This is a genomic window from Sphingobacterium anhuiense, assembly GCF_042686355.1.
Lineage (GTDB): Bacteria > Bacteroidota > Bacteroidia > Sphingobacteriales > Sphingobacteriaceae > Sphingobacterium > Sphingobacterium anhuiense.
Genome location: NZ_JBHUPE010000012.1, coordinates 173629 through 190435, shown reverse-complemented (window position 1 = coordinate 190435; position 16807 = coordinate 173629). Strand labels below are relative to the sequence as shown.

Sequence of the window (16807 nt, the reverse complement as noted above, 5' to 3'; positions counted from 1 at the left end):
CGGTATAGAATAATTATGACAAATACAGATGTTGCGATAGTTGGACTATCATGTGTCTTCCCCGGAGCAAAAGATGCAGCTACTTTTTGGCAAAATATTGTCAATAAAGTTGATGCGACGCAAGAAGCTCCAGAAGACCGGATCGATCCCGTTCATTTTAGTAAAAACAGCAATGCAATAGATCGCTTTTATTGTAAGCGAGGTGGTTTTATCCCAGACTATACTTTTGATCCAACTGCCTTCGGTATTTTACCGTTAGCAGTGGAAGGTACTGAGCCTGACCACCTATTAACACTCGATCTCGTACAAAAAGCGTTGGAAGATGCGGGTGTATTCCGTAAACAGGTATCACTTGAGAAAACCGGTATCATCATTGGTAAAGGAAACTATGCTGGCCCAGGTGCGACTCGTGCTATTGAGATCGTACGTACCGGTGAACAGATTTCTTCTTTACTACAAGAGCTACTGCCAGAAGTATCTTCAGCAGACCTAGAAAAAGTCAAACAAGCTTTTCAGGAACGTAAAGGACGCTTTAGTGCCGATACAGCTATGGGATTAATTCCCAATTTGGTCGCTTCTCTAGTTGCCAACCGCTTCAATTTAGGTGGTGTTGCATTTACAGTCGATGCTGCTTGTGCCAGTGCGCTAATTGCTGTTGACCATGCGGTACAGGAACTCCACCGAGGACGATGCAATATGGTTGTCGCCGGTGGTGTACATACAGGTCAAAATGCAGCCTTTTGGAGTATTTTCACACAACTAGGCGCCTTATCCAGACAAGAAAAAATCAGACCTTTCAGTAAAGATGCCGATGGGTTATTGATCGGTGAAGGTTGCGGTTTTGTTGTTTTAAAACGATTAGAAGATGCGATTCAGGATCAAGATAAAATATATGCTGTCATAAAAGGTGTAGGTGTGAGTAGTGATGGTAGTGGCACTAGCGTCATGAGTCCATCTGTCAAAGGTCAGTTAAAAGCTCTTCAACAAGCTTGGAGTAATGCCAATCTCGATAAGAAACAAATCGGATATTTAGAGGCACATGGTACAGGAACACCCCTTGGAGATAAAACAGAACTGCAGACTTTAGCGCAATTTTTCGGAAAGGATGACGATGCTCAAAGCGCTGGTATTGGCTCTGTAAAATCAAACATAGGTCACGCCATGCCTGCTGCAGGTATAGCAGGATTGATCAAAACCTGTTTAGCGCTTCATCATGACATTTTACCACCGACACTGTACTGCGAAGATCCAAGCGCAGACATGCAGCTCACCCGATTTGCTCCTGTACAGGATGCTAAAAACTGGTCTCAGACTGGTTTGCCTAAAATAGCGGCTGTCAATGCTTTTGGATTTGGTGGTATCAACGCGCATGTCGTGCTTGAAGGCTATGATATGCCGAAAAAAGATCCAGTTCTGCTTCTTGCGAGAAACAGTCAAGAGGAACTTCTTATAGCTTTGCAAAACAACGAGCATACAGTCGGTGAAGGTGACCATCGGATTGCAATCTTCGACCCGACTCCAGAACGAATACAAAAAGCAGTGAAGATTGTCTCTAAAGGCAACCCGTGGCGCAGCAAACAGGATATTTGGTATACCGCAACACCTCTACTAAAAAATGGTGGCAAAATTGCCTTCGTATTCCCAGGCTTAGATGGCCTTGCAAAAGGCGAAGTAGATACTGTGAGCCGTTATTTTGGATTGACAGCACCCATCGAAACTGAGGGTGAGGGATTATTAACAGAAGCATTAGCTATTTTTAATAAGTGTAGCATACTGGATAGCGCTTTAAAAAAATTGGGCATATACCCTGATATGAATGCTGGACATAGTTTGGGCGAATGGCTTGCGGGCTACTCATCCGAATTGGCAGAAGCGAGCTCTGTAACAGCCTTGATCAATGTACTCCATCCATCAACTTTTGAATTAAAAGATTCAAAATTTATTGCGATCGGTACGGGTATTGAACAGATATCACCCATTATTGAGCAGATACCTAATCTCTATATTTCGAATGATAACTGCCCACACCAGGTCATCCTTTGCGGGAGCAACACTGCTCTAGATACTTTGGTACCTATATTGAAATCGAATCAAATATTTCACCAGATATTGCCCTTCCAGTCAGGTTTTCATACACCATTTGTGGCCGACAAGCTTGATGTGATCTTGGCGGGTATGGATCAGGTTCGTTTCCAAGAGACAAAAATTCCCTTATGGTCAGCAACAACCTTAGCACCCTATCCAAAGGATCAAAATGCAATCAGAAAATTAAGTGCCGAGCATCTTGTACAACCGGTTCGTTTTCGAGAACTGACTGAAAAACTCTATGAAGAGGGCGCACGCTTCTTTATTCAGGTCGGTGCCGGCGGGTTAATCGGTTTTATTGATGACACATTAAAAGGTAAACCATTCAGTACAATTACGTCAAGCGGTCCTACTCGTTCAGCACTGGCCCAGTTACAACGTGTCATCAGTGCTCTTTTTGTTGAAGGTAAGACCGTTGCACTAGATTTTCTAGATTTGCACGCAACCACAACAACAAAGTCAACAGCAAACAGCATAAAACTTCAACTGGGTTTACCGATTATCCGGAACTTTAACGAAGTTAAGTCCTTAGCCAAATCATTTGGAACAGCAGCACCACTACGTGCTACAACTAGCAAAGTTAGTCATCCGCTTGTCCAAGCCTTTCAGGAAAACATAGCAGATATGATCAGTATGCAAGAAGAAGTATTGGCTCTTTTCCAACAGCGTTCTGAGAACAATTTATTGAACCATACCACTGCTCCCCTAACTGCAGATACAGCGCACTCACCTTCAAGCGTAAGTGTCGTTCATGCACTAGCAAGTACAAGTTTCACTAAACTTTTACAAGTCAGTTTAGACAGCGATCCGTATTTAATCGATCATAGTTTGCTTAGACAGCCTGCTGGTTGGACACCTGTTTCAGATATGGAACCGGTCATTCCGATGACGATGATCTTTGAGCTACTAGCGGAAACAGCACAGGCTGAAATACCAGGAACACAAGTACATAAAATTAAGCATGTGAATGTATTCCAATGGATGAATGTGGCAAAGACATTTGAGAAAACCATAAAAGGTGAATGGCGAGCATCACATCATGCTTATCTAGATATTGAAAATTTTGCTAATGCCGAGGTCCTTTTAAAAACTTCAGCAATACCAGTACCTGCATTCAATTTATCTATTGGAGATTTGTTACCAATCCATAGAACACCTGAAGAAATCTATGAAAATCATATGTTTCATGGACAAGCCTATCAGGGTATCACAGAAATTATGGCCGTTGGAACCAAAGGTATCATTGGTATGATTAAAGGTAATGGGGGGAAAGGATCATTATTGGACAATGCAGGCCAGTTATTTGGTTTGTGGTTACAGCTCACTTTAACGCAAGATCGGATCGCTTTTCCTGTTAAAATCAGAGAAATTGAATTCTTCGAAGAGATGCTTGACCAAGAAGGTATGTTTGAATGTACCTGTATGCTGACGGAGTTAAATGCAGAATTTGCTATTGGAGAAATCATACTCAAGCGAGATGGAAAAGTATGGTGTGCGATCAGTGGATGGCAAAACCGAAGACTGGAAATTGATGACGCCTTATGGAACGTTTCCATGTCCCCTTCGCATAACCGTTTATCTGAGCAAATAACTCCTGAAGTATTCTATTTCCACCAAGCTTACTCTCGAGTTGCATCTTGGGATTTTGTAGTTAAGCGTTATTTCAACCAAACAGAGAAACAACACCACGCGAAGTTGATGCCCAATAAACGAAAAACCTGGATGGTTAGTCGAGTAGCAGTAAAAGATGCTGTTCGTCACCTTTTACTCAAACAAAAAGGAGATGCACACTACCCCATTACTTTTGAAATAAGTACTGATGAAGCAGGTAAACCCTATCTTATTGGTGAGGCTACGGATAACATCCACGTTTCATTAGCCCACAAAGGAAAAGACGCCGTTGCTATTGCACGCTATGATAGACCAGTAGGTATTGATATGGAGATTATAGAAGAACGTAGCGCTGGATTCTATCCACTGGTATTTACCGATGCTGAGCTCCAATTATTAAAAGAGAGAAATCAAGCAGAGTGGACGACCCGCTTTTGGGTAGCCAAAGAAGCCTATGGAAAATTCATCGGTAAAGGACTACAGGGAAATCCCAAAGCATATGCTGTCGAAAAAATTCTTGACGATCACCTGTGGATCAACAATATTGAAATTAAAACTATAAAACATAATAATTATATTATCGGATGGACACTGTAAACCCAACATTAAAAATGAACCACGAAGAGTTATTCACACTTTTAAAAGGTTTTATTACAGAAGTAATAGGTGAAGAATTTGTAGAAGAAATGGATATCACTCCTGAAAGCTCTTTTACAAAAGATCTGGAAATGGACAGTATTGAGATTGTATCATTTTCAGAGAAAATCAAAACATATTTTGGCGATCAAATCGATTTTACAGGATGGTTATCTTCTATGGATCTAGATCAATTGATCAACCTTGACCTCCGCATGATTATCAACTATATCTACGAATGCCAATAATTGACATAAACAACAAAAAAGTTCATATACAAGAGCTAAACAAAGTTGCTAAGCAAACCGTGGTATTGATCCACGGTATGTTTAGCAATCTTTCTGTTTATTATTTTAATATTGCGCCAATCTTGGCGCAGCACTTTCACGTGGTGATGTATGACTTGAAAAGTCATGGAATGAGCGAACGTGTTTTGACCGGCTATGATCTGGATCATATGGCGACGGACCTGTTAGACCTGATGGATCATCTGCAGCTCGAGCAAGTATTCCTAGTTGGTTATAGCTTTGGAGGTCTTATTGCCTTAAAAACCGCTATACTCAGCCCAAGTCGCATACAGAAACTCGTTATCATGGAAGCTCCTGATCCACAAGATGAGAAAGCACGTGATATCATCGAAGAGTACAGTAAGGAATTTCTGGAACACTACGTCGCTAACTTTACCGATACGACCAAAGTCAAAATGGGTAAAAGACAGATGGAAAAAAACCATCGTCAATATGAATTCTTGTTTCAACAAACCAGTATCAAAACAGATATGGTCACGGAGAAGCATTTTCTAGAAGACATTCGTCATGCGCAATTGCCCATGCCGTCCCTATTGCTGTATGGAGCTGATTCAAATTGCAGACCAACTGGCGAATGGCTAAAAGAGCAGATCAATCATGCATCACTTAAGTTAATACCGGGTGATCATAACATTCCTATACAAGAACCTACTCGTATAGCAGAAACCATCGTTCATTTTTTCACCAACATCTTTATCAAAAATTATGGCTAAATATGTATTCGTTGTTCCACCTTTAACAGGCCATGTCAATCCAACCTTAAGTATCGGTGCCGAATTACTGCATAGAGGGCATGAAGTTGCATGGATCAGCCTCGATAAAAACCTGATTTCCAAGCTTCCAGAAGGCGGACAACTACTACTCATTCAATATGATCAAACGGATGATGAAAAACAGGCAAGTGAACAATACCTGGACATCATTTCCCGAAAGGTCGTTTATGGTATCGATAGTATCAAGTTTTTATACGAAGACGTTCTCATCCCCCTAAATAGACACTGCTATAACGGTATCATTACCTTATTAAAAGCATTCCAACCAGATTTGATCATTTCAGACCAGCAATTATTTGCAGGTCCAATTGCGGCAAAAACACTTGGAATCCCATATTGTACTACTGTTACAGCTCCAGCAGCTATTAAGATCATGAATGAACTTCCAAAAGTTCACGAATGGGAAGTCAATCAAATCGTGGCATTACAGCAAGAATTAGGAATTCTTGACGCGCATTCATTGGCCTGTTCTGATTTAATGACGCTTGTTTTGACATCCAAAGATTTCTTTGGTGAAATGGAACTAACTTCAAATTATCAATTTACGGGTCCTGTTTTGACAACACGCCGAACATCAAGTCAATTTGATTGGGATACATTTCATAAAGATACCAATAGAAAGATCTTGGTCAGTATTGGTACAACTTTCGATCATGACCATAAAAAAGCATTTTTTCAAAAAGTAATTGATGCATTCCAAGACGAACAAATTACGGCAGTAGTCGTATCAGATCCTGAGCTTTTTGACCAATGGCCAGATAATTTCATCGTCTATGAGCAAGTACCGCAATTGGAGCTATTACCACATTTAGATGCTGTTGTTTGTCATGGTGGTCACAATACAGTTTCCGAAACATTAATTCATGGCTTACCACTAGTTGTTATCCCGATTGCATACGACCAATCGCATGTAGCTGGTCGTGTCGTACGTACAGGTGCTGGTGAACGTTTAAATTTTAACAGATTTAAATCGCATCACTTAAAAGATGCCGTTTACACCATCTTGGATGATCCAAGTTATCGCAAAGCTGCTCAATCCGTTGGTCAATCATTTATTGATGCTGGTGGCACTTCCACAGCTGCAGACTTATTAGAACAAACAATCACGACCATAACAGCTAAATCCATGGTAAAATCTAAATTTTTATTTGTTATCCCTCCGTTTTTTGGACATATCAGCCCGACATTGAGCGTAGGAGCAAGTCTTATTGCCCGTGGCCACGAAGTCAAATGGTTTGGTATTACCCCATTGGACAGCAAACATATTCCAGAAGGAGGATCTTATTATTATCCTGAAGAAGAACTTATTCCGCATCAGGATGAAATTAAACGTATTCTAAAAAGACAGGATGACGGCCCAGCCTGTTCAGGTCCTGAAGTCATGAAGCTAGCATTAGAAGAAACGTATGTTCCATTTGCCAAAATGATGATGCCAGGATTAACACGTCTAACGCAAAACTGGCAACCTGATGTCATCATCAATGACTGTATTACTTTTGGAGGAGCACTTTTTGCGCATAAACACAATATTCCTTGCGTTACGACTACTCCTGTCCCTCCGGATGTAATGGGTGATACCGAAAAGAGCGCACCCAAAATATTCGAATGGCAGCAAAATCTGATCAAAGGACTCCAAAAAGAAGTGGGCATTTATGATGAAGGAATTTTTATTCATTCGCATAAATTAAATATGGTATTTACCTCACAGGCTTTTGCCGGTTTTGATACCGTTCCACCGCACATGAAATTTGTCGGTCCAGTAAAAGGACGTCCCAACGATGCACCTTTTAATTGGGAAAAGTTAAATGCATCTACCACACCAAAAATATTTGTATCATTAGGTACCCTGTTGGTCGATATTCGAAAAGCCTTCTTTGAAAAAATCATTGCAGCCTTTGCCGATCAACCTGTCACTATTGTAGCAGCTACTCCACCCGAAATTTTTGACGAATGGCCTTCCAATTTTATTATAAGCAGTTTTGTACCCCAATCAGCATTAATGCCACACATGGATATGGTTATCTGTCATGGTGGTTTCAATACGGTTAATGATACTTTCCGCAATGGATTGCCGATGTTAATTACTCCGATTGCCTATGATCATTTTCATATCGCAAAATTAATTGAACAAGCAGGTTGTGGTATCAGTATCCGATACAAACGATTACGAGTAGAAGCACTACGTGAAACCGTTTTTGAATTATTGGAAAATCCTAAATACAGAAATGCTGCCAAAGAAGTGTTAAACACCTTTACCGCTGCTGGCGGGAATGACAAAGCGGTAGCATTGTTAGAAAATTTTGCAGAAAAAGAACAAGCAACATTAGCGACAGTATAAGGTATGAAAAGAAAATTGTTATTTGGAGAGCGTATGCTTTTGGGTGATGGAACAGAACCCTTCAATGCGGTTATTCCATTTAGACTAAAAGGATCGTTTGACGAAGCAGCCATTCAACATGCTTTATTTAGAATTCAAGAAAAACATCCTTGGCTAAAAGCACTTATTAGTCATGATCAAAAACAAATACCTTGGTTTGAAGTACCCCAAAAGAAAATTCCAATACCAATACGCGTAATAACCAGAAAAACAGATGATGATTGGTTACATGAATCAAAAAAAGAATGGAATACATCATTTGATGGTCATAAACTGCCCCTGATAAGATTCATCTGGATAAAAGGACAAGAAGTTTCCGATATGCTGTTGGTTTTTCACCACTGTATATGTGATGGTGGTTCTGCTATGTCCTTGTTGCGCGAATTTCTAGCCGTACTGGACAACCCTACTGTGGATATTGGTATAGAGAAGCCCATATTTGGTATTCAGGACGTCGTTCCTCAAAACTTACTTGCTAGTCGTAAACAACAGTTCAAAGCCAAGTTCATCGGCCGTTTGGCCGCTACTGCTATTAAATTTATTCCTATTGGCAAAAGAACAGTCGAACGTAAAGAAGACTACCTGATTCACTGGAAATTTGACCAAGAATTAAGCAGACAAATCATCACCCATTGCAAATCACATGGTTTTACGGTCAATACATTCCTATGCGCAATCTTACTGCAAGCATTTTCAAAAGTAAGAGGAAAGGCAGCTTTCAACAAAGTCTCCTGTCCTGTGGATATTAGAAGATTTGCCCCACAGATAAAGGACGATCATCTTTTTGCATTTGGACTCATGATAGTATTATCCTCGAATAAAAAGATAAGTTTCGAAGACAATCTACATTTCATGCAAGAAAGCGTAGACCGCAAAACCACTAAGCTCAATCCCTACATCACCATGATGGTTATGGAATCAGCGCATGATGCTTTAGATAATTTCACCAAGTTATTAAAGAATGGAAAATCATCGAATGATTGTATGTTTTCAAATTTAGGTCGCATTCAAATTCCACATGAGTATGATTCCTTTACATTGGACACTATTTTCAGTCCAACTGTCATCGGTCCATTGGGAAATACGACTACACTTGTAACATCCACCTTTAGAGACGAAATGGATTTTTCCTTTGTTGCAAGCGAAGGATATTTACCACATGCAGAGGCATTCGCTATACGCGATGAAATAAACCAAACGATCCAATTACAACTAGATTCTTTGATAACAGCATGATAAAGAGAAAATTATTGATGGTAGAGAGGATCATGTATGTGGACTCTACTACACCTTTAAATGCTGTTTTTACAGCAAAAATCAAAGGAGAATTATCAGAAGCACAGATACATACCGCCTTAGTTAAAATACAAAAAAAGCATGCATTACTAAGAGCAACAATAGATAATAGCAACGAGAAGCAACCACTCTTTGTTGAACAGAAAAATATTGACTCCATCCCACTTCGTATCATTGAACGAAAAACGGATCAGGATTGGCTTACCGAATCGGAAAAAGAATGGTATCGTTTATTTGTAGAAAAAAACAAACCATTAGCACAACTAGTTTGGCTCAAAAGCGACTGCGTATCCGAGATTCTTTGGGTCATGCCCCACTGCATCTGTGATGGCACAACAATCGCCAACTTAATGCGCGAGTTTCTTTGTTTACTGGATGACCCATCGTTATCATTAGAAACGTACAAGCCCTACCAGTCTATCCATGAATTCCTGCCTGTGGAATACAGCAGTAAAAACAAAAAATTCAAAGCAGAATTCTATTTAGGGTTGGCGCGATTATTTTTTCTAATAAAACGATGCAGCAAAAAAAAGGCTTCGGACGCCAATTATGCCCTACACTGGAAATTAGATCTGCAAACTACCAATCAAATCATTAAAAAATGTAAAACGAATGGTATCTCGGTACATACTTTTATTTGCGCCGTCTTTATGCAGGCATTTCAACAAATACAAGGGAAGAGTGCCAAGGGCAAAGTAATTAGCCCTGTTGATATCCGTCACTTTATACCAGAAATCAAAGAAGACCATGTATTTGCATTTGCACCTACAGTCGAACTCACGTTGAAATCAGGAAGTCTATTAGAAAATGCAAAAAGAATCAAACAAGACCTCCTGCATAAAATAAACAAAATGAACGTAAGAGAACTTCTTTGGGTAGGCGAACAAATGCACCCCATTGTCCAGAAAATGATAGCCATACTGCGATCAGCTCCAGGTGGTCATGATATAACCCTGTCCAATATGGGTAAACTCAATATACCAGATAACTTCAAAAATTTTGAACTTGAAACACTATATAGTCCTACAGTTGCGTTTCCTTGGCTCAACCCGAACACACTGATTGTAAGCACTTTTAAGAACCAAATGGATTTCATATTGATGTCTAATGCCGATTTTCTAACTAAAGATCAAGCTATTGCAATTAAAGATCAAGCGACGCAATTATTAAACGAGCCTTTATGAAATTTAAATTTCCCACCCCTCGTCCTAAAAAAATAGCGAAAACAACGCTTAGCCGCTTTTTAAGAAAACGTATGATCTATTATGTTGTTCCCAACATCCTGTTCAATACCCTCGTGGCTTATGCTAGTTTTCAGGAAATTGGATTTACACATTTTTTTGAAGGACCGCAAAGTCTTGCACGTCTAACGTTGCCTATGGCCATATTTCTACCGCTGATTCTAACAGTCGATATCATCAAAAGAGTAGCAGTGGCCGCAGATCAAGGTGCCATTGAATACCGTATTGCTGACGAATTGAATAAAAATAAGTTTATGGCTAGGTTAGGTATTCTACACGCCGTAGTAACGGGTCTTTTGATTTTAAGTTTCTTACTCTTTGCACAGTTCAGCTTATCAAAATATTACAAATTAGATCCGCTAGCAATGGCAATTCTAGATGGTGTCCTTGCGGGTATATTATCCGTTCTGTTCACTTATTTACCTATTTGGAAACTAAAAAAACATTTTTATAAGCCCGAACCGGACGTAAAAGTGAGTTCAAATGAGCAGGACTCTATTTTACAGTAAAAATCAAGAACATATACAACACTTATCATATATCTGTTATACTAAGTAGAATTTATCGACAATTGACTTAATTAAAAAGCGCAAAGGGTGTTGCGCTTTTTATTCCAAAATCTAATTTATTTCGCTATAGCGATTGTCTCTATTATCCAGATTTTCATTGATTTTCTTTAATCTTCGACCAATAAGGCTTAATACCACATGCATGACCCCTACCGTTATTAATCCTATCCCCATCCAGATACCAATGGTAATACCTGCTATTAAGGGGTTCCAAAGCAACAAGAATGAAAACAAAACTCCCAAGATACCGGTAAACAAGATCCAGCCCCAATTACCAATTCCAGCACGTTTTATCTCAAATGCATTAGCTATCGTAGCAATAGATCTAAATAATAACCAAACTCCAATAAATACCGATAACATCAATGCTGTCAATCCCGTATTGGCAATAAGCAATACACCAATAAACAAATTCAGCATACCACCAACCAAATGCCAACCCCAATTATCACTGTTCTTACGGTTCGATAATGCATAAAACAATTCAAATACGCCACTGATCAAAATCCCGACACTTAAAAATATACTCAAAGCCAGAAAAGAGCTAAAAGGTGCAGCCGCTGCATAGACACCCACTATAATATACAATATGCCAGCAATTAAAGGTAAATACCAGAATTTTAAAACCTTTTGAACAATACTTTTCTCCATAATTCGTGTGTTTTTAAATGTTAAATATAAATTGGAAGATCATTACTTGTAGATCTACACTGACTATTTACATTAGATTTAGTTATTTTGTTTTAATGATTAAAAAAAACTTTTTAAAAAAAAGTTCAAATACTAAAAATTTTATTTTCATATCTCAAACGAATAAATACTCAATTAACCTTAAAAACCTTTTTTCCATATTGAAGATTTTCATATAACTAGATTCCTTAAATAATAAATTTATACATTTATTCTCACAAGAGAGAAAAAATGCAAGTTAATAAACCCCAGTTATTCAAAAAATGGAAAATGAAATTATCGCTTGAAGTGGTTTTATATGTCAATAAGTCTCTATTTAATATATTGATACCCCATTAAAAAAGGACTACTAACTATTTTTAGGTAATGAAACGGCAAATACTGAACCTTTATTCAACTTACTTTCTACCCGAATAGTTCCTTCATTCAATCGGATAAATTCAGCACAAAGAATTAACCCAAGACCAAACCCCCTTTCTCCTATCGTCCCTTTTGTAGATAACTGAGAGGAGGTAAACAACATATTTATTCGGCGGTCATCCATTCCCATTCCCTCATCTTTAATAAAAATATCAATCATGTTGCCTTTAACATCGGCAAAAACCTTTACACGTCCGCAAACCTCACTAAATTTGATCGCATTGCTCAATAAGTTTCTTAAGATAACAGCCGTCTGATCATAATCAGCAAAAAGACTCATGGACTCAGGAATATTTATATCAACCGTAAGTTGTTTTTGTCGTACAAGGAAATCAAAAAAATGGAATAATTCCAGCACTAAAGGCCGAAGTAAAAAAGTAACTTTTATAGTTTGAATTCCCTGCATCCCCCGCACACTCCATCGTAATAAATTGTCCATAACCGAGCCCAATTGGGAGACTTGATCTTTCAAAAGACCGATAGTTTCGATTCTTTCATTATGCGTCAGCAAATCCTCATGAAACATCTGCAGTAAATTTTCAAGTGTTACCATAGGACTGCGAATATCATGTGCCAAAATTGAAAACATCTTTTCTTTATCCTTATTTAAAGAAAATAAGGCTTGACGCTGTTTTTCAATTTCTTGCTGATAGGTACCCTGGATACTTTTAAAGAAACTCACCACACCGACTATCAATAGAATCCCTACAATCATATTAGTATAAGCCTGTTCTGGAGGAACGGGAGATCCCAGTAAAGGTGGTTGAGGAAATAAAATCACGGCCCCACATGCTATAAAAATTAAAAAACATAAAGAAAACCTGATCCATTTGTTATCAATCATCAAGCTGGTCGTGATCAGCAATGCCACCAGAAAGTATTCGCCACCGTTATGAAAATACAATCCAGCCACAGTATAGATAATTAATCTTGAGATCACCATTACTAGTCGTGCACTCAGATACTTTCGATACTTATTTAATATAAGCACTGTTGTCGCATCGCAAACATTCAATAAATTTAGAAAAGAAAGAAAATAACGTTCATTACCGAAATTAACAATAGCATAACTAAGCATACAGCACATTCCTATCCAATTTAAGATATTGATCAGCTTAGTATACTGAGATTCAACATAAGACATTTCAGGGTCAACCCCTACATTACTAAGCCGATATAGGATATTCTTTACATATACAGATAACGTATTGGCCATTAATTTTTGATGGTTAATTTGGATATTAAATCTAGTACAATTTTCTATTTAGGTACTTTCCTGCTTTATTAAAATAGATATGAAATACTCCCCCATTACAAGAGAACTTCATTATCCGAATTCATTCAAATAGAACATCTACTAAACTAATGAAATACTTTCCGGGTATGATCTCTTCATTTGAATGGAGAAAGTAAACGAGATTCAGAATTTACGAAACAAAACTAGTAAAATTTATAAGGTCTTTCCAACTTTTTATAACTGAACTAAAATTCGACAAAAACACTTCGTATTAAGAGATAAAGAGAGCTAGTCCTATTTCAATGGCCTATGAGAAGAACCTAAAAAATGAGAAACACAAATAAACAAAAAGCACAACGTGAAGTTGCGCTTTTTGTTCTTAAACCTAATTTCAAATCCATTGGCAATTAAGGTAAATTAACCAAAAGATTGTTATGCATAAAATCTATTTAAATATGCGGCATATAACACAGATCATAATGACCATATAATCATTTTTTAAAAAAATTATTTAAAATGATTATGATAATTTAGTCCAACATTTTAATTTTCATATCCTTATATTCGATTTTCATCGGTGGTCCCACATGAACCTGTACACCGATCAACCCTTTTTGCTTCCGATGCAACTCATCATTATCCACAACTTCAGAAATCAATTTTCCATTGATATAATGGGATAACTTATTGCCCTTTGCAACAATTTCAATTTCATTCCAATCGCCCACTTTAACCGCATCCGCCAATTCTTTAGCAGTCGCCAAAGTATCTCGCACGATCAGGGTACTCCAGGCATTTCCTTTCGAAGCGCCAGATTCACCTGCAGTTGGATTCGGTATCTCTGTTTGCTGTCCACGATAAGCTAGCGTAGTACGATTACGTTCCTCATAATTCTGACCTGTATAATGATGTTGACCATCAATATCAGCCTGATACCCCTTCAGTGCATAGGGTAATTCCGTAAAACGTTCACTACGATAATTGATACCACTATTGCCATCAGCAGAAATTCGGAATTGGGATTTTAGTACAAAATCCCCCGGTTCACCACCTTTCCAGATTAAAAAAGTATTATTCTTTAAAGGTTCTGCATCAGCTTTAATTTCACCAATCAATATACCACTCTCCATACGCCAATAGCTACTGTCTCCCTCCCATCCTTTCAATGTATTAGAATCAAGCATTGCGACAAACCCTTCTTGTACTGAACTATCAAGAACGGTATGCTGCCCCTGATCATGTTTCGTATTTCCGGCATTGCAGGCCAGCATCAAGAAAGAAGCTGTAACAGTCAGATAACCATATTTTATCATCTTATTCATCGTTATAAGCTATAGTTTATTTTAAATTAATTGTTCCAGTCGACATCCGTATCCGCCCAACATTTATTTTTAGCAGACAACAAAACTGCCTCACAAACCTTCTGTGTTTCATAAGCATCTCGAAAAGTAGGATGACATTCTTCACCAGTCGCAATGCTTTTAAGAAAATCTGCTACTTGATGCACAAAAGAATGCTCATAACCGATGGATAAACCAGGCACCCACCATTTATCCATATAAGGTTGATCACCGTCTGTCACATGAATCGAGCGCCAACCTTTAACGATTGACTCATCCGCATTATTAAAATATTCCAATTTATTAAGATCATGCAGATCCCAACGTAATGAGCCTTTCTCACCATTAATTTCAAATGTAAAGAGCGCCTTATGTCCTCGAGCATAGCGGGTAGATTCAAATAATCCCAAGGAACCATTATCAAAATGACAGTGAAATATACAAGCGTCATCAATTTTGACATCTTCCATTTTCCCAGTCTCCTCACGTAGACGTTGCTTCACAAAAATTTCTGTCATTGCAGAAACATCTTTAATACCACCATTAAGCCACATGGCCAAATCAATACAGTGCGCTAAAAGATCTCCTGTCACACCAGAACCTGCAGCTTCGGCATCCATACGCCAAAAAGCTCGGCCTCCCTGTGGTAAATTTTCATTTATAGTCCAGTCCTGCAAAAAGTTCGTCCGATAATGAAAAATCTTACCCAACTTTCCACTTTCCACTAGCTGTTTAGCTAGAGTAACAGCTGGCAGCCTGCGGTAATTGTACCATACCGTATTCTTAACTTGACTTGTTTCCACAGCCTTGACCATCTGCGCCCCTTCCTCAAGATTTCTAGACAAAGGTTTTTCACATAAAACCATTTTTCCTGCCGCTGCCGCAGCTACAGCTATTTCCATGTGCATATTATTCGGAGTACAAATATCAACCGCATCAATATCATCACGACTGATTAATTTTTTCCAATCCGTTTCATAAGATTCATAACCCCATTGCTCAGCAAAAGCGATAACCTTATCCTCACTTCTAGAACAAACCGCTTTCAAAATAGGTTTGTATGCTAAATCAGGAAAGAAATCACCAACCCGCTTGTACCCATTGGAATGAGTTCTTCCCATAAATCCACAACCGATCAATCCTATTCTAAGTTCTTTTTTCTTCATAACAATTAGTCTATAACCTTTTACACCGACCATCCATGTGCATTTCGCACTTTAATCATGGTTTCCAGAATTGAATTCCAGGTCTCTTGTTTATGCATCACTTCATTTGGAAACATACAGCCATCCCAACAAATGTGGTCGAAAACTTTGTTTGGGTTACCATTCTCATCGCGCAACCAATATCCAGCATCCTTTACAATATCTAGCTTACCATTCGGATCAGTCGGCAAACAATGTCTTCCCGTTTTATCATGCGAACCCGAGCCAAATACGGTTCCATCATTCTGAGCAACATGAAAATCTATCGTCCATGGACGAAGCTTATCTGTCAAGAATTGAAGACCACGTTCCAGCTCGGCTCTATCTTCCCATTGAAAATCAGTTTTAAGAATCCGGTCCTTAGGTTCATTATACCCCAGTAGATATAAAAAAGTATGAGACATATCTGCCTGAAACCCCATATTATCCCTATCCACCATCTCCAGCATTTCCAGCATCGTTCTCCAACTTTGCATGCCACCCCAGCAGATTTCCCCTTCCGCAGCAAGTCGTTCTCCATACGTAGCTGCTACGTCACATGCACGTCTAAATGTTTCCGCAATTATTTTGGTATTTTCAAGAGGATTTTTAGCCCATTCACCTACGCTTGTAGCCGAGTCGATCCGGATCACGTTATTAGTTCGAATACCTTGTTTTCTTAGTTTATAACCAAACTCACTTGCCTTTTGCACAACAGCTACAAAGCGATCTCGATCTGCTTGAGTACCCATTGCAGAACCACCATCTGGCGACCAGATGGGTGCCACTAAAGTACCGATTTCTAAATCATAACGCCCCACTTTATCTACTAACCAATTTACATTTTCATCTGTAGGATCTAGTTTAACATGTGCACTGAAAAGACCTAAATCAATACCGTCAAATTTGACACCATCAACATTAGCATGAGCTGTTTTTTCTAAAAGCTCATCCAAAGAAATAATAGGTTCATGATCGCCCTTGCCTACAATACCTGGCCAGGTCGCATTGTGCAATTTTGGAAAATTGTTCTTGCTCAT

12 protein-coding genes are annotated in these 16807 nt (G+C 38.6%); 7 read left to right on the top strand and 5 right to left on the bottom strand.

The features are described from left to right. Positions 1 to 15 precede the first annotated feature (15 nt). From ACFS6I_RS21755 to ACFS6I_RS21725, 7 genes are read left to right on the top strand one after another with little or no spacing between them, the layout of a single operon-like run. Positions 16 to 4293 carry a beta-ketoacyl synthase N-terminal-like domain-containing protein gene (locus ACFS6I_RS21755; RefSeq protein WP_380923708.1) on the top strand — a complete coding sequence of 1426 codons (4278 nt, stop codon included), beginning with the start codon at positions 16 to 18 and terminating at the stop codon, positions 4291 to 4293. A 14-nt stretch (positions 4294 to 4307) separates the two neighbouring features. Beyond that, positions 4308 to 4580, top strand: a complete 273-nt coding sequence (locus ACFS6I_RS21750; protein WP_380923706.1) for an acyl carrier protein — start codon at positions 4308 to 4310, stop codon at positions 4578 to 4580. Then, positions 4571 to 5353, top strand: a complete 783-nt coding sequence (locus ACFS6I_RS21745) for an alpha/beta fold hydrolase (RefSeq protein ID WP_380923704.1) — start codon at positions 4571 to 4573, stop codon at positions 5351 to 5353. The genes ACFS6I_RS21750 and ACFS6I_RS21745 overlap by 10 nt, the downstream gene beginning before the upstream one ends. Beyond that, positions 5346 to 7751 (top strand): glycosyltransferase, encoded by a 2406-nt coding sequence (locus ACFS6I_RS21740; protein ID WP_380923702.1) that lies wholly within the window; start codon positions 5346 to 5348, stop codon positions 7749 to 7751. The genes ACFS6I_RS21745 and ACFS6I_RS21740 overlap by 8 nt, the downstream gene beginning before the upstream one ends. 3 nt (positions 7752 to 7754) lie before the next feature. Beyond that, on the top strand, positions 7755 to 9026 hold the full coding sequence (locus ACFS6I_RS21735; protein WP_380923700.1) for a condensation domain-containing protein: 1272 nt from the start codon (positions 7755 to 7757) through the stop codon (positions 9024 to 9026). Then, positions 9023 to 10270, top strand: coding sequence for a condensation domain-containing protein (locus ACFS6I_RS21730; protein ID WP_380923698.1), 1248 nt, complete (start codon positions 9023 to 9025; stop codon positions 10268 to 10270). Before ACFS6I_RS21735 ends, ACFS6I_RS21730 begins: the two co-directional genes overlap by 4 nt. Beyond that, the gene (locus ACFS6I_RS21725; RefSeq protein WP_346581528.1) at positions 10267 to 10836 is read left to right on the top strand and encodes a hypothetical protein; all 570 of its coding nucleotides are present in this window, start codon (positions 10267 to 10269) and stop codon (positions 10834 to 10836) included. The genes ACFS6I_RS21730 and ACFS6I_RS21725 overlap by 4 nt, the downstream gene beginning before the upstream one ends. A gap of 111 nt (positions 10837 to 10947) precedes the next feature. Here ACFS6I_RS21725 and ACFS6I_RS21720 read toward each other — a convergent pair whose 3' ends face one another. From ACFS6I_RS21720 to ACFS6I_RS21700, 5 genes are all read right to left on the bottom strand, one after another. Then, positions 10948 to 11547 carry an HdeD family acid-resistance protein gene (locus ACFS6I_RS21720; protein WP_132770903.1) on the bottom strand — a complete coding sequence of 200 codons (600 nt, stop codon included), beginning with the start codon at positions 11545 to 11547 and terminating at the stop codon, positions 10948 to 10950. Between the two features lie 388 nt (positions 11548 to 11935). Then, positions 11936 to 13222, bottom strand: coding sequence for a sensor histidine kinase (locus tag ACFS6I_RS21715; RefSeq protein ID WP_380923696.1), 1287 nt, complete (start codon positions 13220 to 13222; stop codon positions 11936 to 11938). A 551-nt stretch (positions 13223 to 13773) separates the two neighbouring features. Continuing rightward, positions 13774 to 14565 (bottom strand): 3-keto-disaccharide hydrolase, encoded by a 792-nt coding sequence (locus tag ACFS6I_RS21710; protein ID WP_380923694.1) that lies wholly within the window; start codon positions 14563 to 14565, stop codon positions 13774 to 13776. A gap of 26 nt (positions 14566 to 14591) precedes the next feature. Next, entirely contained in the window at positions 14592 to 15749 is a 1158-nt protein-coding gene (locus ACFS6I_RS21705) for a Gfo/Idh/MocA family protein (RefSeq protein ID WP_380923692.1), read from the bottom strand. Positions 15750 to 15769: 20 nt separating this feature from the next. After that, a complete protein-coding gene (locus ACFS6I_RS21700) occupies positions 15770 to 16807 on the bottom strand; it encodes a TIM barrel protein (protein ID WP_380923690.1) in 1038 nt (345 codons plus the stop codon).